Raw genomic sequence first — 23,681 nt, 5'->3', positions numbered from 1 at the left:
TTGACTCAAAATTTAGATAGAGAATCAGACTTCATACTGCTGCAAAAACTCTAAAAACTCTTGCTCATTCAACACTCGAATTTCAAGTTTTTGCGCTTTATCCAGCTTACTACCTGCTTTCTCACCAGCAACCACACATTTGGTTTTACTAGACACACTACCACTGACACGCGCACCCAAGGCTTGAAGTTTCTGCGTTGCTTCGTCACGCCCCATACTTTCCAATGTACCTGTGACCACCCAACTCTCACCATTCAAAGGCTGACGCGTTGGTGCAGTCGGTGCATCCCAATGAATGCCTGCTGCCATCAAACGATCCAACACTTCGATGTTATGCGGTGCTTGGAAAAAGTCGGCAATCCATTCTGCAGTAATATCACCGACATCAGGGGTTTTCTTTAGGGCTTCAATATCCGCAGCTTTCAACGCTTCAAGCGTCTGGAAGGTATTGGCTAACATACGTGCTGTGGTTTCACCAACACCACGAATCCCCAAGGCATAGATAAAACGCGCCAAAGTGGTTTTCTTGCTCGCTTCAATCGCATCAATCAAGTTCTGAACTGATTTCTCACCCATTTTTTCGATGGTCAATAAGGTGTCACGATGCTCGTGTAAATGATAAATATCAGCCACATCTTTGAGCAAGTCGAGATGCAAAAGTGACTCGACCCAACGATCACCCAAGCCCTCAATATCCAGCGCTTTACGTGAAACAAAGTGACGAATGGCTTCGATCCGTTGTGCTGCACAATACAGGCCACCTGAACAACGTGCTAAGGCCTCACCTTCTGGCATCACCACGGGTGAATCACAAACTGGACAATTGGTCGGAAGATGAACCATCTCCGCATCGGCAGGTCGGAACTCAGCCCAAACTTTCTCAACTTTTGGAATCACATCACCGGTACGGTAGACACTCACAGTATCGCCAACACGCACATCTAAACGATGGATTTCACCAATATTATGCAAGGTCACATTTGATACGGTTACCCCACCAACAAAGACGGGTGCTAAACGCGCGACAGGTGTTAGTGTGCCTGTACGCCCCACTTGCCAATCAATATTTTCAACTTTGGTGAGTGCAGCCTGAGCTGGGAATTTATAGGCCGTTGCCCAACGCGGTTCACGACTCAGAAAGCCGAGCTGTTGTTGCTGTTTAAGGCTGTCCACCTTAATCACCATACCGTCAATTTCAACCTTGAGGTCTGGGCGTTCTTGCTGAATCTGTTCATAACGTTGTTGTACTTCTTCAATCGAAGCACACAGAAATTGACGTTCTGCAATTTCAAAACCAAATCGGGTTAACCAGTGCAAACTGTCATGCATGGTTTCAAGACCATGATTCGGTACACACTGCGCAATTCCATAAGCATAGAACGCCAATGGACGTGAAGCTGCAATATTTGGATCAAGCTGACGCAAGCTTCCTGCTGCAGCGTTACGCGGATTGGCAAAGGTCTTGTCACCTTTGGCTTCCTGATCAGCATTGAGCTTTTCAAAGCCTTGCTTTGGCATCAATACTTCACCACGAACCTCCAGAAACTCTGGAATCGCTTGATGTTGACTGGATAATACTTTCGGCAAATTCCGAATGGTTTTAACATTCTGGGTAATATCCTCGCCTGTCTCACCGTCACCACGAGTGACACCACGAACCAAGACACCATTTTCATACCACAGTGAAATCGCTAAACCATCGAGTTTCAGTTCAACGTCATACTGGACTTTTTGATTCGGTAAACGTTCATCAATACGGCGCGCAAAGGCAAACAGATCTTCCTGATTAAAGACATTGCCCAATGACAGCATTGGCACCGCATGAGTCACACTTTCAAATTTTGACAGCGCTTGACCACCGACTTTATTGGTCGGTGTATCCGCCTGAATACATTCTGGATGTTGTTGTTCTAAGGCTTTCAGTTGATGAAATAAATGGTCATATTCACTATCAGAAATGGAGGGTTGATCCATCACATAGTAAGCATGATTGTGTTTTGCAATCAGTTGAATCAACTGACGCATTTGCTCAATGACTGAGTTGTGTTCCATTTAAATTTCACCATATAAAAGGGCGGAAAAACCGCCCTATAACTTTTCACTGAATTTATTATAAAAGATTCATTAAGCTGTTGCTTGATTTGGACGATAATCAATCACGTGATGACGCCAATGTTCTTTTAACTGCGGCGTAAATTCCAGATTATTTTCATCATAGACCTTACCATCGACTTCACGCGCAATTAAACCCGCAATACTGGTCATCATGTCATAACCCGTAACCGCCTTGCTGTTTGGTAATGCCAAGAAGAATGCAAGACCTTGCACCTGCTCACCAGATAAGGTTTCCAGATCAAAACCTGCAGGACCATTATCTGTCATACGCAACACAGAGAACATCAAGGCACTTGGCTCATCGGTATTTTCATAACGATGGAAACACGACATTTCACCGAAACGCAGACCGTACTTCAATAATACTTTGAGTGCTTTATCGCCAGATAAGGCACGACGTGGATTCGGATAAACATTCAGGGCAATGATTTGCTCTGCGGTTGCTAAAGCACTTTCATCATCATAGCGTTGCTGTTCATGTAAATGCACATCCAGAATATTACTTTCGCCATCAAACTCTTCAATCGCGACGGTTTCAATATTTGGATTTAAGCTGAGCTCAGTTTCCGCTTTGCTTTCCTCTGCTTTCTCTGTAGCTTCTACATTTTCAGAGACCACTGTTGTTTCTGCTTCAACTGCTACTGTCTCATCTTTTTGAGCCGCTTCAACCTCTGCTACAGCTTCAACAATCTCACCTGTTTTAGCAGTTTGTTCGATTTCCGTCGTTTTTGTTTCAACACCAGTCTCATTAACGGCTTGCGCAGCTACAGGCTCCGATACAATTGCTTCAGTATTTAAACTTGGCTCAACACGCTCAGCTGTAGTCACCACTTCATTTTGTAAAAGCTGGTCACGTACGTGACGTGGGATCACAGGTTGCTGACTTTCAGGATTAATATATAAATCTGCTTCTAATGACGGCTCAACTGGTTTTGGTTTTCTTAAAATCATGATTAAACCAACGAGCATAATCGCAACGGCGGCAACAATGCCTATTATTGTATTCATTTCCATACTAAGACTCCGCAACTAACCCGTATTCTTTTGCCTGTTCTAAATCGACAGTCACTAATTTTGATGTGCCTGGCTCTGGCATGGTGACTCCAAGTAAATCAGTTGCCATTGTCATCGCCAATTTATTATGTGTAATGTAAATGAATTGCACTTGTTCAGAAAGCTCTTTTACCAAATTACAATACCGTTGTACATTGGCATCATCAAGTGGCGCATCAACTTCGTCCAGTACGCAGAACGGTGCAGGGTTCAATCTAAAGATTGCAAACACCAAAGCCAAAGCGGTTAAGGTCTTTTCACCACCTGAAAGCAAGGCCAAGGAACTGTTACGCTTGCCAGGTGGACGCGCCATCAGTTTGACCCCAGACTGCCAATCATCTTCAAGGCTTAAAGTCGCTTCACCACCACCAAACACCTTTGGAAATAGCAGTTGTAACTCTTGATTGACCTGATCAAAAGTCGTCATAAACAGTTTACGGGTTTCCTGATCAATGCTTTTCATCGCGTCTTTGAGCTGATCAACCGTATTTTGTAGATCCTGCATCTGATGACTCAGCTCATCAAAACGTTGCGACACTTCTTCATATTCTAGTGACGCTGCCAAATTCACTGCACCAATTTTCTCGAATTGCTGTTGGGCTTTTTCCAGTTTCTGCTGGTGATCTTTAATTTCAATTGAAAGATCAGATAACGCTTCCGCATTAAGTTCTTTCAACTGTTCCAGATAATGTTCACGATCTGATTTCGCCGCTTGCCAAGCCAAACGCTTTTGTTCCAACTGCTCGCGCACCTGCTCATCTTTCTGTTGAGCTTGATGGCGTTGTTCTGTGAGTTGCTGCTGTTTCTCTTGCACTTGATTCAGTTCAAGTTGCCATTCATTCCAGGTTTTTTGCAATTTTTCGGTTTGCTGGAATTGCTCGTGGAATTGCGACTCTAAATTGGGTAGTTCAAGCTGAATTGGGTCAACAAACTTCTTGGCCTGCTCAATTTGTTCAATAATTTGACGATACTGCGTTTTCAGGAACGAGATATCTTTCTCTAACAATTCAATTTGCTGATTGGCTTGCGAGGTCTGGCGACGTAAAGCTTCACGTTGCTGCTGCTGTTGAGTCAATTGCTGTTGCTGCTCATCCAACTGCTCATTCAAGTTTTCCACCTGAAACTGTAAAGTTTTATAGTTCGGCAACACTGCTTCTAATTTCAATGCAAGTGCATGCAGATCAATTTCCAGATCATCACGCTGCATGGCATCTTCTTCAAGCTGTAGATCAAGCTGTTTCAGTTGATCGGCCAATTGCTGTTGTTGCAACACAAAGGCCTGTGCCGTACTTTGCAGTTTGGCAATTTGTACATCCAGCTGTTGTAACTCTTTTTGCTTTTGCTTCAGACTTTGCTGTTGTTGCTGCAAACGCTGTTGCTGCAGTTGCAACGTTTCATGCTGTTGAGAAAATTGATGTTCAAGATCGAGCAACTGCGGTTGTTTCTGTGCCAGTTGCTGTTCAATTTCCTCTAAGCGGACTTGATGACTAAGCATGCCCTGTGCAGTTTGACTGTCTTCATCATAATGCAAAGCAATGACCCAATCGGTACCGACATGATAACCATCAAGCGTTAAAATGGATTGTGCGTGCTGGAGATCCGCTTGATGTTCCAACGCAATCGCTAAATTCTCTGCAACGGCTACATTGGCCCATAAAGAAGATTGTGGGGCTTCGATCCAATCTGATAGATATTTTAAATCTCCCCTAACCCCTCTTTGAGAAAGAGGGGATGAGAAGCCTTGCTTCGCAAGTCCTTTATCAAAGGGATGAGGAACGGTTGTAGTTCCGCAAGAGGGATTTTTTAACTGACGTGCCACACCTTCCTGAAATGACTGTTCATCATCCAGTAAATGCGCTTGTAGCCACTTGGCCAAGAACTTCTCAATAATGTTTGCATGCGCTTTAGCTTGAGCACTTAAACGTAGGCTTTGCATCAATCGAACTGCATTTTGATCATGCTTCGGACTTTGTTTTGCGACGAGCTGAGTTAAGTTCTTTTGTTCAGCCAATAAAACCTGAATCTCGGTTTTCAGACTCTGCACATCAGCCTTCTGCAACTGTTGTTGATCTTGCTGTGTCTGAACATCCTGCTGTAATTGCTCAATCGCGGTTTCTAACGCAATTATTTCCTGTTGCAGTTGCTGCTGTAATTGTTCTAACTGCGCCTGTTCATCATCCTGAACCTGAGCACGGATCTGAGTTGTTTGCGTTTGCAAGGTCTGCTTTTGCTGCTCAATGCGCAGAACATTCTTACCCAACTGTTCAATTTGCGCTGCCATCTGCAACTTTTTTTGTTGTTGCTGATCGACTTGGGTTTTCAGTTGTTCAAATTGCTGTTGTGCTTGCTTGTGCTGTGCCTGAACATCAGTAAAATTTTGCTCAGCCGTTTGAGTCTGCTGCTCTAAGGCAAGCAAGCTTTCATTTTGCTCATCAAATTGGGTGCTTAGAGTTTCAACTTGTAATTCAGAGAGTTGTAAACGCTCTTTGGTTTGTACTTTCTGCTGCTCAAGTTGTAGCAAGCTACTGCTGTTTTGCTGGAATAAACTCTGTTTTTGTTCCAAGGTCATTTTTAATTCAGACAGCTTTTTCTCGGCCTGTTGCCATTCATGCTGCAAGGGTGAAGACTGCTGAATTAAGCGTTGGAATAAAGCACTGGTGGCTTCAAGATCGTGTTCAATGGTCTGTGATTCTGAACGAACTAACTTAAAGTTTTCACCCAATGCCGTCATTTCAACCGTATATTCTTGTTGTAGCTTTTGACTTTGATTGGCTTGGAACGAAAGAATCTCGATTTTTAAAGTTCGAATCTGCCCTTCTAAGGTCTTATATTGAATCGCAGCTTCAGATTGACGCTTTAAGCTTCTAAGTTGGGATTTTAGTTCAGCGGCAATATCGTCTAAACGTGATAGATTTTGCTCAGTATGCTCTAAGTGCTGCAAGGTTTCACGACGACGCGCCTGATAACGAGACACTCCTGCCGCTTCTTCAATAAACACACGCATTTCTTCAGGCTTGGCATCGACCAGACGGTTAATCATACCCTGTTCAATCACGGCATAAGAACGCGGCCCTAAACCTGTACCCAAGAAAATATCAGTGATATCACGACGACGGCAACGCGTGCCATTCAGGAAATATTCAGATTTACCTTCACGCGTGACTTGGCGACGGACAGCCAGCTCGCTATAAGCATTATAAGTGCCACCTAATTTGCCATAAGTATTGTCAAAACGAAGTTCAACACTGGCAACCCCGACAGGTTTGCGTTTGGCTGTCCCGGTAAAAATGACATCCTGCATACTGCCGCCACGCAATTGACGTGCGTTGGACTCGCCCATGACCCAGCGAATTGCATCGATGACATTTGATTTACCACAACCGTTCGGCCCAACCACTGCAGTACGGTTGGCCTTAAAATGTAATGTTGTACTATCGGCGAAAGATTTAAAGCCTGAAAGTTTTAAACTGCTTAAACGCATACTGCCCTAACTAGCGGCGTGAGCGTCTAGCCCAAGCCAATTCAATCTGTTTCATACGTGTCAGAGATTCCAACACAAGGTTGCGCAAGTGTCGACAAAAATCTTCCATAAATAAAGCAGCTTGTTGTGATTTTCGGATCAAAATAGCATCAATCACCAACTTAAACAGGGTAAACGATTCTTGTAGCTCTCGACGTGAGGTATTCAAGGTCAAAAAATAGCTACGGCGTAACGATGGCAGTAGTTCTTTATAGAATTGCATCAAATAGGGATTCGCCACCATTTCATGCTGATCTGCCAAATATTTAAAGATTGCATCATAAAATTTTTCGATATCGCCCGCACGAACAAACTCGACCAGTTGATCCAATAACGCTTGCAGTTGCTCTGCTTCATTGACTCGCCAGGTTTCGCTAATCCGCTGCACAATATGCCCGAGTACCATCACATTGGTATCAAATAGCGCTTTGACCTGTTGCGCTGACATTTCAGAGACAATCGCGCCACGACGTGGAAAAATTTCAATTAAATAAGTCCGTTCTAGTAACAACAGTGCTTCACGAACCGAGCCTCGACTGACATCTAATTCTTTGGCAATGCGCAACTCTTGAATGCGTTCGCCTTCAACCAGCTCACCACTAATAATTTGTTCACTAATATACTTTGCAATCTGTTCAGAAAGACTATCAGCCTCTTCGAGATTCATGAGCCCCTCGCTATCTTTGTTATACGCATTGATTCAATGCTGTTTGCGCTTTTTTGTTTTAACTGATCTCGCCCTATAAATTCTATATCATTGTCTGACAATTTTATTGCTTTTTAAGCCAATTGCGCTAAAAAATTGCAATATGATTCTCAATATGTACTAAACACTCAGTTTTTCTATATTGAATATCAAATATTTATGCTTGCGCCTGATATTTAACCACACATCTGAAAAGACATTCTCTTATCGCTTTTTAATTGATACATGTCACAAAAAATAATATTTTCATTAATGGTATCGCATTTTAAATCTCCTACTGAATTGCTCAGTACATACATAGATGAGTCATAACATGGGTGTTCATCAAGCCGTCAATATTGCCATTTTTGGACTCAGTCTCAGAACCTTGAATGAGTTAAAACAACAGGTTCAAACGGCTGTGCCACAGCATGTCCAAATCAATTGGAGCAATATTGCCGAGCCACAGCTCGATATCCTCATGATTAACCAAGTATTTTTTGACTCACCCAATATCAAGACCCTACTGCAAAACAATAAAATCAATGTACTGAAAATTGCCAATGATGCTGATAAAAATAGCGCCATCGAAGATGACACCTTATTTCTGCCCTTGAACCATCTTCATTCCTTGCATCACTGGCTGAGCCTTCATCTGGATGAACGCTTAAATCAAGCACCAGAGAATATCGAAACTGAAAATGTGCCAATCTTTCATCGCAAACAAATTAAAGACCTGTTGCAAGAAATTCAAAATCCTAAGAATGGCAAGATTCAGCTGTTTGATAACCAAGGACTACTCGCCATTGCCGACCCACGCAATCAATGGCTGTGGCAACATCCTGAATTTTATTCTTTTCAAACCGACCCAAGCCTGAACTATACCTATGCCACACAGAATGATTTGCATTGGATTGCAGATGCAGCTCAGCAAGACTTAAAACAATGGCTTTGGCATTTACTTTGGACCTCTATGGATTTTGAGGAACTCTGTCCAGCTTCTGCCTCAAGTTTTTATCTGCAATTCTGGCCACAACCCAAAAACAAAGGTGATCGCCAAGATATCTTGCGGATGGCAGCCTGTTTTGCACAAGGTGCACAGATCAGCATAGTTGCCCAACAACTTAACCTCCCCGAACAGAAAGTCAGACACTTTGTTGCAGCATGCTTGGGTGCACAGTGTGGAACGCTAATTAAAGATCAACAGGCAAAATATCGCCCGCAAACTCAGCAAAGTGAAACAGAACAGCATTTTATGAAAAAACTATTTGGTCGCTTACGCCATCGTTTAGGCTTTTAAGCAAGGACATATCCATGATTTTACATCAATATAAAATTGTCTTCGGTGGCACCATGGGTTCAGGTAAATCCACGGCGATCAAAGCCTTGTCTGAAATTGAGGTCCTTAGTACCGAGGCATTGAATACGGATACCGAGTCCCATGACAAATTACTCACCACTGTTGGCATTGATTATGGTGAGCTGACTTTGGACGATGGTGTTAAGGTTGGTTTATATGGTACGCCTGGGCAGGACCGCTTTGATTTTATTTGGGCAGTGATCTGTAAGGGCGCAATCGGAACAATCGTCATGATTGACCATGCTGCTGAAAACCCTTTACTAGATTTAGAGCAATATCTTCAAGCGTTTCAGCCCTTTGGTCATAATATTGTGATTGCAATTACCCATATTGACCGTGTGCCAGAACGCACCTTATCCATGTATCGTGACTGGCTAGCAGCCAAAGAACTGAATTATCCGCTATTCTTTATCGATGCACGTCAGCAAGATGATGTACTTCTTCTGGTCGAAACCTTGATTGCGACCATTGAAGTACATTATGGTCTTACTAACTAAAACAAATCAGATCAATCCTTTATAAATAAAATAGCTGCCAACCACCACCAATAGACCTGCAAAACATTTTTTCAGCATGGCTGGCGACAAACGATGTGCAACTTTGGCGCCAAATTTTGCGGTGATAAAACTCATGACACTGATACCCAAGAAAGCATAGATATGCACATAACCAATCGTGTTCGGCACTTCAATCTGCTCTTTGGCACCAAACCACATAAAGCCAATTGCTCCCGCAACTGCGATGGGTAAACCACAGGCTGCAGAGGTCGCCACTGCCTTTTGCATCACCACGCCATGACGATTTAAGTAAGGCACGGTAAGGCTACCCCCACCAATGCCAAAAATCGCGGATGCCACCCCAATGCCACCACCCGCAGCAAGTTGTAAAGGCGCTGACGGTAAATGACGATTTGGATCAACCACTGCATTTGCACCTCTAAACATCTTGTAAGCCATCCAGACGGCGAAGACACCAATCACCAACTGTAAATGCTGCCCTGACATCAGATCAGCCACACCCGCCCCCAGAAACGAACCGAGCACCAAACCAGGCGCTAAATTGCGGAACACAGGCCATAACACTGCCCCTTTTTTATGATGTGCCATCACCGAACTGATCGAGGTCACAATAATAGTTGCCAATGAAGTTCCAACCGCAATATGCATAATCACATTCGGGTCATAATTCATTTGGGTAAAGACAATATATAAAATCGGCACAATAATTAAGCCACCACCAACCCCAAATAACCCCGCAGCAAAACCAGCAATTGCGCCAATCAGTAAATATATGATTAACTCCATAAACACATGACCACTCTACTTGTAAAAATGATGGATGATTTCGCAACCCGCCAGCTTCAGCAATTATTGAACGCAAAAAATCAATATCCAGAAGTGGTGCTACTCAAAGCAACCACAACCTCGACCAATGATGATATGCGTGAAATTGCGCAAAAAGGCATAACGACAGGATTGGTCTGCAGTGCATTACAAACACAAGGTCGAGGTCAACACCAACGACAATGGGCCTCTCCTGAAGGCAACATTTATTTAAGCACACTGATCCAAAGCAAAACAGCACTGGATGGTCGCCTTGCCCTTGAAGTTGCGCTGAATATTTTACAGATGCCAAGCTTGCATGGCTTAACATTACAAGTCAAATGGCCAAATGATTTATATAGCCCACAAGGAAAATGGGGCGGAATTCTGGTTGAACCGCTTTCCCCTCATCAAGCAATTGTCGGCGTCGGTATTAACTTAAATACGCCCCCTGTGGAACATGCAGATCAACCGATTACATCATTAGAAATGCTTGGTTTAGCCCACATTGATCGTTTAACCCTGATTGCTGAACTGTATACCGCAATCCAGCAGGCAGCACAGTGGTTTGAACACGGTAGCTATAATTTAGCAGAACGCTTTAACCATCACGCGATTTGGCTCAATCAACAAGTTGAATTTGAATATACCCAAGGTAAAATTCAAGGGCTGTTTCAAGGGATCAACAATGATGGTGCGGTACTGATCAAAACCGATCAGACTCAACAATTCTATCAAGGCCGTTTGCGTCTCGCTTCGATTTGAGGAAATGATGATTCTATGAAAAGTTTATGGCTGGATATCGGTAATACCCGCTTAAAATATTGGATCACTGCACATGATCAAGTCATTGAACATGCCGCTGAATTACACCTGCAATCCCCTGCAGATTTATTGCTGGGTTTGATCCAACACTTCCGCCATCAAAATTTAAGTCGCGTCGGGATTTCTTCGGTTCTGGATTCGGAAAATAACCAACGTATTCACATGATTCTCGATATTTTGGATATTCCAATTATTTTTGCCAAAGTCCATGCTGAATATGCGGGTTTAAAGTGTGGCTATGATGTTCCAAGTCAACTGGGGATTGACCGTTGGTTACAAGTGTTAGCCATGGCAAAGCCAGATGCAAACTTTTGTGTGATTGGCTGTGGCACTGCCCTGACCATTGATCTGGTCGAAGGATTGCAACATCTGGGCGGTTATATTCTGCCCAATTTGTACCTGCAACGAGACTCGCTGATTCAAAATACCAAAGGCATTAAGATTCCTGACTCTGCCTTTGATAATTTAAAACCTGGCCATAATACGGTGGATGCGGTACACCACGGTATTTTGCTGGGCTTGATCAGTACCATTGACCAAATCATGCAGCAATCGCCTAAAAAGCTGATTTTGACTGGCGGTGATGCTACTTTATTCGCCAAGTTCCTTAGCCATTATCAACCACAAGTTGAATCCGATTTATTGCTCAAGGGTTTACGTCACTATGTTCAACTGAACTCAGCTTTGAGCAAAGTTTGAAGTACCTGCAATAATTGTGGAAACTCACTAAAACCATCTTCTGCCCGAAAATGCCCAGCTTGAGCTACCTCAATCAGTTGGGCATTGAGTAAATTAGAAAATTTAAAAGTCAGTGGTACAGGGATGACAGGATCATTACTGGAAAAGAAAACCAAACGTCTTTGAATATTGGCACGCAATACACCACTCTCAAAAGTTGAATGTTCAATAAAGGTATTGAACTCAGAATCTCGTGAAATCGGATCATTAAAAGCTGCGATAAACACCCCTGCTTTCAAGGTAGTTTGCTTCAGTTTCTTTGCTAGAAATCGAGCTACCGCAACACAGGACAAACCATGTGCCACCACAATACTCTGCTCATTTAGCGCTTTTAACTGTGCATCCAAACAGGTTTGCCAAATCTCCGCTTCAGGGTGACTCGCATCAGCCAGAAAAATCCGCTCAACTGTAACTGCTTCACTTTTCAATTGCTGTTCTAGCCAGTGATACCAATGTTGTTCTGGATCTGCATGCTCACAATGTACAATAAACACCTTATTTTTTGAATTATGTGACATATTCAACACTACTTTTCAATGTAAAACATAGACTTATTTTTAATTTTCTGCTTTTTAAATCCAGTTGAATGTTGATATTTTGTATTAAATTTATACAAAATTTTATGTGCTGTAAAGAATAAAAAAAGGCGCATCAAGCGCCTTTCTAGGAAGTATAGAACTTACTTTTTCTGGTCATTGCTGCCAAATAAAGGGCCCATATTACCACCGCCACCACCAAATTGTTTTTGCATATTGCCTAATGATTTCAGCATTTTGCTCATACCCGATGGATTGGCAAATTTTTTCATCATTTTCGCCATTTGCGCTTGTTGCTTGATTAACTTATTGACCTCAGCCACATCCATACCACAACCTGCTGCGATACGTTTTTTACGGCTTGGGTTCATCAAATCAGGATTACGACGCTCTTTGATCGTCATCGACTGAATAATGGCTTCCATACGCTTGACTTGCTTTTCAGGGTTGGCTTTTTCAATCGCATCCTGAATACCGGCATTGCTCATACCAGGCAACTTGTCCAAGAAGCCCATCATGCCGCCCATTTTGCTCATTTGCTCAAATTGCATCAGCATATCTTCAAAGTTGAATGTACCGCCTTTCTGCAATTTTTTCGCCATTTTTTCGGCTTTTTCTTTGTCGATTTTGCGTTCCACTTCTTCGACCAAAGAAAGGACGTCACCCATACCCAAGATACGTTGTGCAACACGATCTGGATGGAATGGCTCAAGTGCATCTAGTTTTTCACCAATCCCCAAGAACTTGATTGGCTTGCCTGTAATCGCACGAACAGAAAGTGCCGCACCACCACGCGCATCACCATCAGTCTTCGTCAGAATCACACCGGTCAAAGCCAAAGCATCGTTAAAGGCTTTTGCTGTATTGGCAGCATCCTGACCCGTCATCGCATCGACAACGAATAAGGTCTCGGTTGGTTTGACCGCAGCATGTAATTCTTTGATCTCGTCCATCATGTCTTCATCGACATGCAGACGGCCCGCAGTATCGACAATCAAGACATCAGCAAACTGGATTTTTGCTTGCTCAATGGCACGATTCACAATATCAATTGGCTTTTCAGTTGCTTCTGAAGGGATGAAACCAACACCCACTTCATTGGAAACAGTTTCTAACTGCTTGATCGCTGCTGGACGATACACGTCGGCAGAAACGGTCATGACTTTTTTCTTTTGGCGTTCTTTTAAGAAGCGCGCTAATTTTGCCGCAGTTGTAGTTTTACCCGCACCTTGCAAACCTGCAAGCAGGACAACCACAGGTGGTTTTGCACTTAAATCTAGTGTTTCATTGGCCTCACCCATCATCTTGGTGAGTTCATCATAGACAATCTTTACAAATGCCTGACCAGGGGAAAGCTGAGTCATCACCTCTTGACCGAGCGCTTCTTCCTTAACCTTCGCGATAAATTCACGAGTTACAGGTAACGCCACATCGGCTTCAAGAAGTGCCATACGTACTTCACGTAGGGTATCTTTAATATTGTCTTCGGTCAGCTGCCCTGAGCCAGTAACATTTCTTAAACTCTGTGTGAGTCGTTCTGTTAAGGTATCAAACATTGCGAAATCCGCTTAAAATGGCTAGTTGCAAAAAAATCTTTCTTAAAATAGAAAATTTATGCATAAGATGCTATAGGATACTGTAGTTCGAAGCGAATTTATATCTTATATGGTGAATATTATTCATCCTCCTACAAAAGGTTTGACATGATCAGTCTCCCCTTGGTTTACACAATTTTGGCACTCATCGCCTATACCAGTTCATTTTGGTATTTGTTTATTCGATTGATGTCAAAACGTAGTCCAAATCTTTGGTGTTATGGTCTTATCGTTGGACTAGGGTTGGTACTGCATAGTACTGTGCTCTACCAAGACATGATGACACCGATTGGGGTGAATTATGATGTCTTTAACCTGATGTCATTTACTTCAGGGCTAATGCTGGCACTCAGTTTAATCCTGAGCCTGATCCGCCCCATCCTCCCGTTGAATCTGATCGGGACGCCTGTTGCAGCCTTTGGCCTAATCTTGGGCTTTGCCTTTAGCCAACCGAATCAGATTATTGAACAACATAGCTTAGGCTTAGATTTACATATTATTCTGTCATTATCGGCCTATGCAGTTTTGTTAATGGCAACTATTCATGCTGTGTTGCTCTGGTTCCAAGATCGGGAACTGAAAAAGAAGCAAAAACGACGGATCTGGGTCAATTTATTACCTCCCTTCCAAGTTATGGAATCCTTATTGTTTGACCTGATTATCACAGGTTTTGGTTTATTGACCGCAGCATTGTTATTTGGTTTCTTTACCATCGATAACTTCTTTGCACAGCATCTGGCACATAAGACCGCCTTTAGTATCATTTCATGGTTCCTATATGGCGCCTTGTTGATTGGACATTACAAATTTGGCTGGCGCGGTCGTAAAGCCATTCGTTTTACCATTACTGGTTTTGTCCTTCTCGCCATTGGTTTTATGGGCAGTAAATTTGTTTTAGAAATGATTTTAGGACGCTAGATTTTTCGCATTTTAATAAAAACTAGACAGCCTATCTGAAAATGCGTATAACGCTGTTTTCGCTTATCTAGGTAAAAAATCGTGAAACTTGTACTCGCTCCAATGGAAGGTCTAACTGATCCGATCATGCGTGACGTGCTCACCCATGTTGGCAGTTTTGACTGGTGCGTGACTGAGTTTATCCGTATTACCGATAGCATCCTGCCAGATCATATCTACGATAGTTTTTGCCCTGAATTAAAAAATGGAGGCAAAACCGCAGCAGGTACACCTGTACATGTACAATTTCTGGGTAATAACCCGGATATGCTAGCTGCCAATGCCGCCAAAGTCGTAGAACTGGGCGCACCCGCTATTGATCTGAATTTCGGCTGTCCAGCCAAAACAGTGAATCGCCATCGCGGTGGTTCTGTTTTGTTAGATGAGCCAGAAACAGTACATCTGTTGGTGAAAGCCGTTCGTGATGCTGTGCCTGCACATATTCCTGTTTCAGCCAAAATGCGTTTGGGCTATCTGGATGAGAATCATACGCTAGATAATGCTCATGCGATTCAAGATGCAGGTGCAAGCTGGCTCACCGTACATGCACGCACTAAAGCTGATGGCTATACCCCACCAGCCTATTGGGAAAAAATTCAACCGATTACCGAAGCATTAAATATTAATGTGATTGCCAATGGTGAGATCTGGAATAATGCCGATGCAAAAGCGTGTTTAGCACAATCGCATTGCCAAGACCTTATGATTGGACGTGGTGCTGTCACTACTCCCGATTTAACTCTATGTGTCCGTCAAGATATTGATCATGCGCTGCTCTCTTGGCAAGATTTGGTTGAATTACAACTACGCTTTTTAAGTGGGCAATATAAGACTGAAATTGGCATGGTCGGACGTTATAAGCAGTGGCTAGGGATGATGACCAAAGCTTATCCTGAAGCGCAAGCGTTGTGGGGTCATGTTAAGAAAATCAAGCAATTAGATGAGATTATCCAGTTTTTAAAACAAAGCTAAATTTAGAGTTATCCCTATGCAATAAAAAAAGCGGCAAAAAGCCGCTTTGGAAAACGAATTTAGTTGTTACATCCCACTGACTTTCATTTTAAAATCAGTAATGGAAGCTCCTTTAATTCCCCAGTTCCCCATTGAACCATTTTGCAATCCATTAAATGTATTTACGTCCAAATTTGCAGCAGGAATAGTATCCCCCATCTTTACATTATTTAAAGATAAATTAAATTTATCTGATGTACCTGTATTACCAAAGACCACCCCACCTGGAATCGTAGTTGATCCATTTATTGCTTGATTCTCAATTCCTGCATAAAAACCATTCAAAGAAAAACCATTCACATCTTTTCCTGTCATCTGTAAATCAAACTTGGCCCCCGTTGTTCCAGAAACCAAATTAATATTACACCCATCAGGATTTGCTGTTGTTGAACCACAAATTGATTTAAGTGCACCGCCAAACATAATCATATGCCCTTGAGGCGCCGCTCCCAATTGGATATTCATATTGGGTTTATTATTTGCAATAAACTCAATATCAATATTACTGGTCCTTAATAGTTCTTTAATATTCTGTTTCAGTGTTGTACCAGAACTAAAAATAGATTTTCGTACATAAGATGAACCATTCAATGAAGAAAGTGCATCAATATTAACAGGATCATCTGGTACTAAATATACGGAAAGCGGGCGTATCCGTATCCCGTTTACATTATTACCAAAAGCCACTGCAATATTTGCAAAAGCACCTTTTGTACCCGTTCCTCGATCAGCATCAATAATTGCATTTAATAATTCAGAAGTATTATTCTGTATTGTGCCGTTTGCATTAAAAGTTTGAACAAAATCTATACCAGGGGTGGCTCCACCAGAACTAGCAGCCACCACTAATGCAGCTTTCGGTAAAGCCGTCTCTCCTTTCTTCGCGAAACCATCCCTATCAATAATCGAAATCTGATTAAAATCGACTTTTGAAACTTGTACGCCTATATTTAGACCATTCTGACCTATCGTGCTTGAAAGACTTTGATCATCTAGAGGCTGCATTGCCATCGTCAATGGACTTAACAATAACAGCGATAAGCATCCTATTTTTTTGTTTTTTACCATTGCCCTAATCCATAGACAAATGTTTAAAATATACTCAAAAGACTAGCACATTTTTTTTAATTCACAAGATAAAACCGATAATCTACGATATAAAGCCATGTATGACTCAATCACTTATCATGCATATAATTGAGTCATAACACTTTACTCAAATCTAGCTAAGGAGCAAAACGAATAAATTTATTCTCAACCGTACCACCATTGTTTAAAACAACATAGGCATAGGTCGTCACCGTATTGTCTTGTAAACGGCCCCAAGAATACTCTTTTGCAATTGCATTTTGATTTTGAGATGTTGAACTTAAGGAGGCTGCACAGCCAAAAGCATTTTGAGCTGTTGTCCATTCTTCACCAATCTTAATTTTATCAAATCCTTGTTGTGTTGGTGTACACTCAGAAAAAGGTTGATTATTGTTGGTATAAACTTTTTCTTGCAATTTATCTCCAACAAAAACAAGTTGATGAAAAATTTGATTCGTAGGCGTTCCAACATCACTAGTAGCTAAAAAGTTTTTCCAGCCATAAGTAGACTGTAACTGTTTAACATCCTTTGAAGTAGTGCTTAACATTTGTAAGACTCCTTCACATTGCATTCCAGCTTTGACATCTTCATAAGAAGAATCTAGTTTGAGTGCTTGCCACTTTTCTAGACTTGGGACACAAGCTGATTTTTCATCTTTAAAAATAAATTGCTTGGAAAGGATTTGACTATTCAAGATTGATAATATTGCATGATTTGCTAAGTTATCTAGTTTCCCCCACTCCCGAACTTCTGCGGGAACACCATTGACCACTCGGCTTTGTGTTAAAGTGCCAGCGCATCCTAAAGCTTCTGCAGCTTTATCATATTGATCCCCTACTGTAATCTTATCCCATTTTTCACGCTCAGGAATACATGTATTAATCTCAGGCGTCGCTATTCTGTAAACCTTATCGATTAATTTATTATTCTCATCAAAAATGACGATCAAACTATCTTTGCTAGTTACATTTTGCCATGAATAATAAGTATATATACGATTATTACTCTCTTTAGAGCTGTATTGATAGATTCCCTTACAACCTAGTTTTTTCTCAACATCATTCAAACTCTGATCAAAAGCAAGACTATCACTTAATTCTTTTGTTGGTAAACATGTAGCTGTTTCTGATTTGATTGGAGTATATACCGTATTACTCAACTTCCCTTTATCATAATAAGCAACTATGGTTGGTTTCGTTAGATCTGTACCCCACATTGAGGTGATTTGCTTAATATTAGGATAACTCTCATAGACAGCCCCCTGAAAACCATTACAGTTTAATTTACTGTTGACTTGTTCAACTGAATCATTTGCTGAGAGTTGTTTCCATTGCTCAAAAGTAACCTGACACGGCGAATTTTGTGTAGGTGTTGGCGTCGGAGTAGGTGTTGGCGTCGGAGTAGGTGTTGGCGTCGGAGTAGGTGTTGGCGTCGGAGTGGGTGTTGGCGTCGGAGTAGGTGTTGGCGTCGGACTAGTAGAACTGCCACCCCCACCGCAGCCTGTTAATGCTAACATAGCTGAAACGATCATTGTTTGAGCGATTATTGATTTGTTCACTGAATATATCCTTAACATCAGAATCTAATTAAGTTTAATCATTATTTTTCAGTTTTGATTCTTTTTTTTGTAAAATGTTATCCCGATATGCCACCAATAAAAAATATGCTAAAGCTGAAGTATGCTCCTTTGGTATAATTCGTGGGGTTATTTCATCATTATACAACCAGTATCCATCTGATCTTTGAGTGTCGACTATTCGTTGAATAAATTCAGCAGGAACCATATCTACTCGTCCAATCAATGCAAGTATTGCTGCTCTTTCTATCTGAAGATCGTTTAGCTTTGTTTCAACATCAAACTCTGCTTTTAAACGGTTGATTAATAATGGTAAAGCTTGTTGATAGGGTTGGTTATCAACACAACCTTTGTCTTTGGCGATCACTAATGCCAAAATTTGATGAGTGGTTACATATCCATAATCTAGAGGAGAAATAAGCGGATTTTCATCAAAATGATCACTACACGTTATTGAATAGCCCATCATTAAGAATGATTTTTTTACCTGCCTATTATATTCCTCAGTCTCTAATGGAAATGTATTTAAGCGAAGTGCTAGCTCAGGTTTAAAAGCAATATCTTTAAAAGTTAAAAAATCTAATTTTTCAACTTTTAATTTTTTATCTCGAATAGTCCATAAATAGTATTCAATAAATTCAGGAAAACTATTTGACTGTTCAATATAATGAGGTAAAGGCTTTATTAAAACTGGAGGCTTTCCCATTAAAATAGCAGCTTGCCCAACTAAAAATGCAACATCTGCATATACTTTCCGACCATAAATTGATTTTTCAAACGACTTTATACTCTGATTATAGTCATTTTTATTATTTCCAGCCGATGTGTTCGAACAAAAAAAAATAGAAGTTAAAAAAAATATAAATAACTTACACAACATACGATTACACACCATCTATTGATAATAATCAATTAATAAAGGAAGAGGCTAAATTAATAGCCTCTTCCTTTAATTTTAAACCTAACAGAACTTTAATCCTCCCCAACAGTTAGGTACAACCGCCTGATAATTACTTAAAGGCAAGTCAGACAATCCCATAACTGCAGGTACCCCTTTTACATCAATAATACCAATCGATTTATATAGTGGAGCGCCAAACAAAGCATTCAACGCATCACCCGTATTTAAAGCAATAAAATTTTTACCAATCGGACCAAAAGATCCTGCAGCTGTCGTTGTCTCTTCGCGGTAGTCTAGATTTACACCATCTTGGCTACGCCAACCAGGTTGGCCAATACAAATAAACGAACAATTATTTTTTGCATATAATGGATTACCAGCCGAGTCTGTTTTTTGTTGACTAAAGAAATTATTAATAAATGTTGCCACTTGAGGTAATACATCATCCATAGATACTTTGGTTTGTGGTTCTAAGGCACCAAAATTCAATGGTTCGGAAAATGACATCCACCATCCTCGTTGAGCAATATCATCAGAATTACTACCAGGCCAACGAAGTGCCTCCTTTTGCAACGATAGATAAAACCCCTTATTAAAGTCATAGCCTGTGATTTTACCACTCGCATCTTTTATTGCTTTCGCCACGGGTAAGTTATGCATCCGTTTAAAATCTTGCTGTACCGAGACATTCGCTGCTAAGTTATCAATAAAAGTACACGCTGTATTACTCGCAGCATTACTACTATTTAGACAACCCATTTGGCCAGTAGGAACACCAAAATTACGAAGTGTAGTATTGTATTGTTGTTTCTGCGCAGGTGTTAAACCATCTGAATTCGTAGTTAGCCATGGGTCACTCGTGTCTCGTACTGTCCAAGAACGGCTACCAGATTCCCCCATATAGAAAGTAGCATTATTCACACTCGCAATACTATCATCCATCTGCATATAAATCGGACCATCTGATGCCCCTACAGCAATTCGCCCAACAGGGACATTATCCACTTTTAAATTCAGCTGAGACATACGATTACCAGTCACTACAGTCTGAGGAAAGATAAACTTGATATCTTTTTGAGCAATATTAATCCCCCAACTCGATACACCGCTAGGTGGAGCTTGATAGTTATTACTACTTGGATTCATTTTATCAACAGCGGTATATGCCGTGCGATATCCATAAATAACGCCTAAGGCATTAATATAAACTGGCGCATATATCATTTGGTCTCGAGTTAAACCAAACTTAGCGGCCTGCGTACTGGCTGTGACGTCAACAGGATCTGTTACAATATAGCCACTAAAGGTATTAATCCCACCTTGGTTTAATTGCGAAGCTGGCGTATTAGGTTGATCATTATTGGTACCAGCTGTCATATAGCCTTTAATACCCTCAGCACTTAAACGTACCCCTGTCATTTCTCGAGTAGATGCACTTTGCGGATTTTTAATTGCAAATTCGATAAAAGGGTTCCGTAATATTGCACTACTTGCCGCGCGCTCATTTACGCCAGAAGTACCACTATAGTTCCAAATTGGAGTTCCATCTGATGCAACAGAAGTCGGAACTCCTGTTAAAGCCAAGTTTTCAATATCAATATCACAACCATTGGCTCCATTGATTCCACCACAGCCCAACTGTAGTTTTTTAATATTTAGATTGGCTTCTAAATCTGCCTGTAGGCCCATTTTATAAAAGCTAATATTGCCATATTTAGAATTATAATTGCTGTCGATACTACTTCCAGCAGTCGTGCCCATATAAAGCAATGCTTGTCCCGTTGCCTGACGCATTTGTTCATCATCTAGACTATGTAAACTCGAGGCAGCAAAACTCTGAACTGCTAATATGCTTAGAGTCAAAGTACCCAATATTCCATATTTTTTCATTGCTCTATTTCCTTAGCTCATGGGAGTCTTGTGAAGCCGCCATTTCGAGGCGTTATTCCCATACTGGCATCAATACGCCCACCAGTCATTACCATTTCACCTAAACGTTGTCCTGGGGGGCTTAACGTTGGATTAGTTAAATTTGCTGGTGGGTATAAATTAATATCTCTTACTCGTAATACATTTAATGCTTCTCGATCCGGATTAATATTAAAACTATAATTAAACCCAACATTATCCTTATTCACTGCAATAGCATTATTAAACTGGATAAGACCAGAAATATTATCAAAACCAATCATGGAGTCATCGACTGGATCGCTTAACTGAATTGCACCGTCTTTGAGCAAATAACGCCCAACAATAGATAAGCATGCCTGATTATTGGCATTGATTTCATTATTAGGAACCAAACTAAAATCCATGTCACCGAACATTTTTAGTTTTAATCCATATAAAACATCATCTTTGGTATTAAATGGATTTTTTATACCCGATGATGGTGTACCTGCGGCATTATAACTAGGCAAATACCCCCCAGCAATTTCTGCAGCCATCACCATCAATAAGTCTTTAAGGGATACATTTACATTCCCATTTTCAAAACCCATCGTGCCATAACCACGCAATAGCATATCTATATTGCGCAATCCAATATAATAATTATTATTCGCATCTACCACCATAATAGATGTAGTTTTTGTTCCTTCTGGATTACGCCCTTGCACACTTAAACCAAGTGCCAAACCTAAACGATCAACCCCATTCACAGTCGACTTCGTTACAGTGTTATTGGTATTATCCAAACCATAAACTGAACCTGAATATTTGGTTGCATACACAGCAATATTACTATTTAGATTATAATATGGTAAACCCAATCCCCAAGTATTGTCCTTTCCAGCATCGACATCAATTGCATTTCCAGTTGAAACACCACTGCTTGAAGTAAAACGACCACGTTTTGAAACGGCTTGGAAATCACCTCCACGAATTGCAACCACTAAACTATTTGGAGTAGTATTACTTGCAATTTGTTGCTTATAGTCTACAGCTGTAGTTAAAGTACCACTTGCCCCACCCAAACGCGCACTATTCAACACACTATTTTGCGGTAAAAGCAAATGACGCGTATTTGCCAGTCCTAAGTAGACATTGCCACTATCAAAATAAGCACGTTCATTCGAGTTAGAAATGAGTGGACTTAACTTACTGAACTCAAAGCCGAATGTATTTGTACCTGCACCACCAATTTCTAAAGTAGTCGCCTTACCACCTGTCCCAAGCATTCCATCGCCATCACTGGTAAACTCACCATGTAAACGAACCCCAATTCCTGTAGAACCCAATATAGATCCATCTGTACCTGTAGACGTTGATGGATCACCATTATCAGTACTGGTTGCATAACCTAGAATATTATTTGTTTGTCCGCTCACATTGACGCCACGAATCTGCAAATAACTATTGACCATCCGTCCACTCGCCCCAACACGAATAAGCCCTTTCGCAGCATCTGCCTCATTTGCTCCAATGGCCAAAGTATAAACAGGGTTTGTAGAGTCAACATAAGCCCTTTTTTTAGTCATTAGTTCAATATTCAAACCAGAACTGGTTGCAATCACTTGATTATAAGTTGGTGAAGCTTGATTTGTATCTAGCTCTCGATAGGTTGCATTAGCACTCTGAGCTGCATTCATATTGGGTATTGGTACCCGAGTAAAATCAATATAGCCATGTGTCGCATCTGGCGACTGCTGTATCGTCGCAGGAAGAACAGTACCGCCTGCACTGTCTTTGACACTATTGGTTTGCAACATTAAACCTTTTGTAGGGTCAACATAAATTACTCCCTTACCATCGAAATTAAAATTAAAGTTTTTTAAAATCAACTGATTGTAATAATTACTCGCAGCAGCACCGTCATTCAATCCAAAGTACATATTTAGGTTGCGTAAGTTAAGGCCCAAACTTGCTTGAGAATTTGGGTCAAATAAACCATTTTTAGTTTGAAAACGAATATTCTGTGGCGAGTCTGTTTGCAATGCGACATTACCAATAAGATTATCACACGTTCCTGCTGTTTGATTACAGACCTGAAAGCCTTTAACTGAAATCGTAGAAGGTAATGACTCTATTTCAAAATCCAAACCCGCAGTTGCTTTTCCATTATTGACCGTAGTACCTGACTGAATCTTATAATTTGTACCAAGTTGGTAGTTTCCACCTTTATAATTCGTATTTTTACGAACTTGCACACCATTGGCTGTTGCTCTTAAATCCTTCTCACCGGTTGGTGTCCCTGCTTTGTCTTGCCAATAAAGCTGATCAAAATCCATTTGCTTATATTCAGTCTGCAAATATAGCCCATCCTGAGCATTCACTAAACTTAGATCGCTATCTTGCAATTCTTGTAAAGCATATACGCTCTGAGTCAATAAAATACTACTTGCCAATACTGTTAAAACAAAATGACGTGTAGATGTTGGCTTCCTTTTCATCTCAAT

18 protein-coding genes are annotated in these 23,681 nt (G+C 41.1%); 6 read left to right on the top strand and 12 right to left on the bottom strand.

From position 1 onward, the window contains the following. Positions 1-24: 24 nt before the first annotated feature. The 4 genes from ligA to F885_RS18535 all read right to left on the bottom strand — a co-directional run bounded on the left by ligA (position 25) and on the right by F885_RS18535 (position 7,355). Positions 25-2,052 (bottom strand): NAD-dependent DNA ligase LigA, encoded by a 2,028-nt coding sequence (gene ligA, locus F885_RS18520; RefSeq protein ID WP_005312571.1) that lies wholly within the window; start codon positions 2,050-2,052, stop codon positions 25-27. Between the two features lie 72 nt (positions 2,053-2,124). Beyond that, positions 2,125-3,129, bottom strand: coding sequence for a cell division protein ZipA C-terminal FtsZ-binding domain-containing protein (locus F885_RS18525; protein ID WP_005312569.1), 1,005 nt, complete (start codon positions 3,127-3,129; stop codon positions 2,125-2,127). A gap of 1 nt (position 3,130) precedes the next feature. After that, a complete protein-coding gene (gene smc, locus F885_RS18530; protein WP_005312566.1) occupies positions 3,131-6,649 on the bottom strand; it encodes a chromosome segregation protein SMC in 3,519 nt (1,172 codons plus the stop codon). Between the two features lie 10 nt (positions 6,650-6,659). Further along, the gene (locus F885_RS18535; protein WP_004804879.1) at positions 6,660-7,355 is read right to left on the bottom strand and encodes a GntR family transcriptional regulator; all 696 of its coding nucleotides are present in this window, start codon (positions 7,353-7,355) and stop codon (positions 6,660-6,662) included. Between the two features lie 352 nt (positions 7,356-7,707). Here F885_RS18535 and F885_RS18540 point away from each other — a divergent pair, with 352 nt between their 5' ends. Next, positions 7,708-8,673 (top strand): hypothetical protein, encoded by a 966-nt coding sequence (locus F885_RS18540; protein WP_005312562.1) that lies wholly within the window; start codon positions 7,708-7,710, stop codon positions 8,671-8,673. Positions 8,674-8,687: 14 nt separating this feature from the next. Next, positions 8,688-9,230, top strand: a complete 543-nt coding sequence (locus tag F885_RS18545; RefSeq protein WP_005312559.1) for a GTP-binding protein — start codon at positions 8,688-8,690, stop codon at positions 9,228-9,230. Positions 9,231-9,236: 6 nt separating this feature from the next. Here F885_RS18545 and F885_RS18550 read toward each other — a convergent pair whose 3' ends face one another. Continuing rightward, positions 9,237-10,037 carry a sulfite exporter TauE/SafE family protein gene (locus F885_RS18550; RefSeq protein ID WP_004804875.1) on the bottom strand — a complete coding sequence of 267 codons (801 nt, stop codon included), beginning with the start codon at positions 10,035-10,037 and terminating at the stop codon, positions 9,237-9,239. A gap of 6 nt (positions 10,038-10,043) precedes the next feature. Between F885_RS18550 and F885_RS18555 the strand changes: the two genes are divergently transcribed. Together F885_RS18555 and F885_RS18560 are read left to right on the top strand one after the other, a co-directional pair. Further along, positions 10,044-10,820, top strand: coding sequence for a biotin--[acetyl-CoA-carboxylase] ligase (locus F885_RS18555; protein ID WP_005312556.1), 777 nt, complete (start codon positions 10,044-10,046; stop codon positions 10,818-10,820). 15 nt (positions 10,821-10,835) lie between these two features. Then, complete coding sequence (locus F885_RS18560; RefSeq protein ID WP_005312552.1) at positions 10,836-11,579, top strand: pantothenate kinase; 744 nt, start codon at positions 10,836-10,838, stop codon at positions 11,577-11,579. Here the strand turns inward: F885_RS18560 and F885_RS18565 are convergent. Beyond that, a complete protein-coding gene (locus F885_RS18565; protein WP_005312550.1) occupies positions 11,549-12,136 on the bottom strand; it encodes an RBBP9/YdeN family alpha/beta hydrolase in 588 nt (195 codons plus the stop codon). The genes F885_RS18560 and F885_RS18565 overlap by 31 nt on opposite strands. Before the next feature lie 161 nt (positions 12,137-12,297). Continuing rightward, the gene (gene ffh, locus F885_RS18570) at positions 12,298-13,710 is read right to left on the bottom strand and encodes a signal recognition particle protein (RefSeq protein ID WP_005312548.1); all 1,413 of its coding nucleotides are present in this window, start codon (positions 13,708-13,710) and stop codon (positions 12,298-12,300) included. Positions 13,711-13,857: 147 nt separating this feature from the next. On the opposite strand from ffh, the gene F885_RS18575 reads away from it, so the two are divergent. Together F885_RS18575 and F885_RS18580 are read left to right on the top strand one after the other, a co-directional pair. Next, a complete protein-coding gene (locus tag F885_RS18575) occupies positions 13,858-14,667 on the top strand; it encodes a cytochrome C assembly family protein (RefSeq protein ID WP_005312546.1) in 810 nt (269 codons plus the stop codon). Positions 14,668-14,748: 81 nt separating this feature from the next. Next, a complete protein-coding gene (locus tag F885_RS18580; RefSeq protein ID WP_005312544.1) occupies positions 14,749-15,678 on the top strand; it encodes a tRNA dihydrouridine synthase in 930 nt (309 codons plus the stop codon). 66 nt (positions 15,679-15,744) lie between these two features. Here the strand turns inward: F885_RS18580 and F885_RS18585 are convergent, their stop codons facing one another. The 5 genes from F885_RS18585 to F885_RS18605 form a co-directional block, all read right to left on the bottom strand. After that, complete coding sequence (locus F885_RS18585) at positions 15,745-16,785, bottom strand: hypothetical protein (RefSeq protein ID WP_005205571.1); 1,041 nt, start codon at positions 16,783-16,785, stop codon at positions 15,745-15,747. A 158-nt stretch (positions 16,786-16,943) separates the two neighbouring features. Further along, positions 16,944-18,365, bottom strand: a complete 1,422-nt coding sequence (locus F885_RS18590; RefSeq protein WP_005312542.1) for a hypothetical protein — start codon at positions 18,363-18,365, stop codon at positions 16,944-16,946. A 34-nt stretch (positions 18,366-18,399) separates the two neighbouring features. Beyond that, positions 18,400-19,263, bottom strand: coding sequence for a hypothetical protein (locus F885_RS18595; protein WP_017402059.1), 864 nt, complete (start codon positions 19,261-19,263; stop codon positions 18,400-18,402). Positions 19,264-19,344: 81 nt separating this feature from the next. Beyond that, positions 19,345-21,174: a hypothetical protein gene (locus F885_RS18600; protein ID WP_005205576.1), complete on the bottom strand. Its 1,830-nt coding sequence runs from the start codon at positions 21,172-21,174 to the stop codon at positions 19,345-19,347. A gap of 17 nt (positions 21,175-21,191) precedes the next feature. After that, positions 21,192-23,675 carry a hypothetical protein gene (locus F885_RS18605; RefSeq protein ID WP_005312540.1) on the bottom strand — a complete coding sequence of 828 codons (2,484 nt, stop codon included), beginning with the start codon at positions 23,673-23,675 and terminating at the stop codon, positions 21,192-21,194. Positions 23,676-23,681 lie beyond the last annotated feature (6 nt).

The organism is Acinetobacter higginsii, from assembly GCF_000369845.1.
Classification (GTDB): domain Bacteria; phylum Pseudomonadota; class Gammaproteobacteria; order Pseudomonadales; family Moraxellaceae; genus Acinetobacter; species Acinetobacter higginsii.
This window is presented reverse-complemented; position numbering and strand designations above follow the sequence as displayed.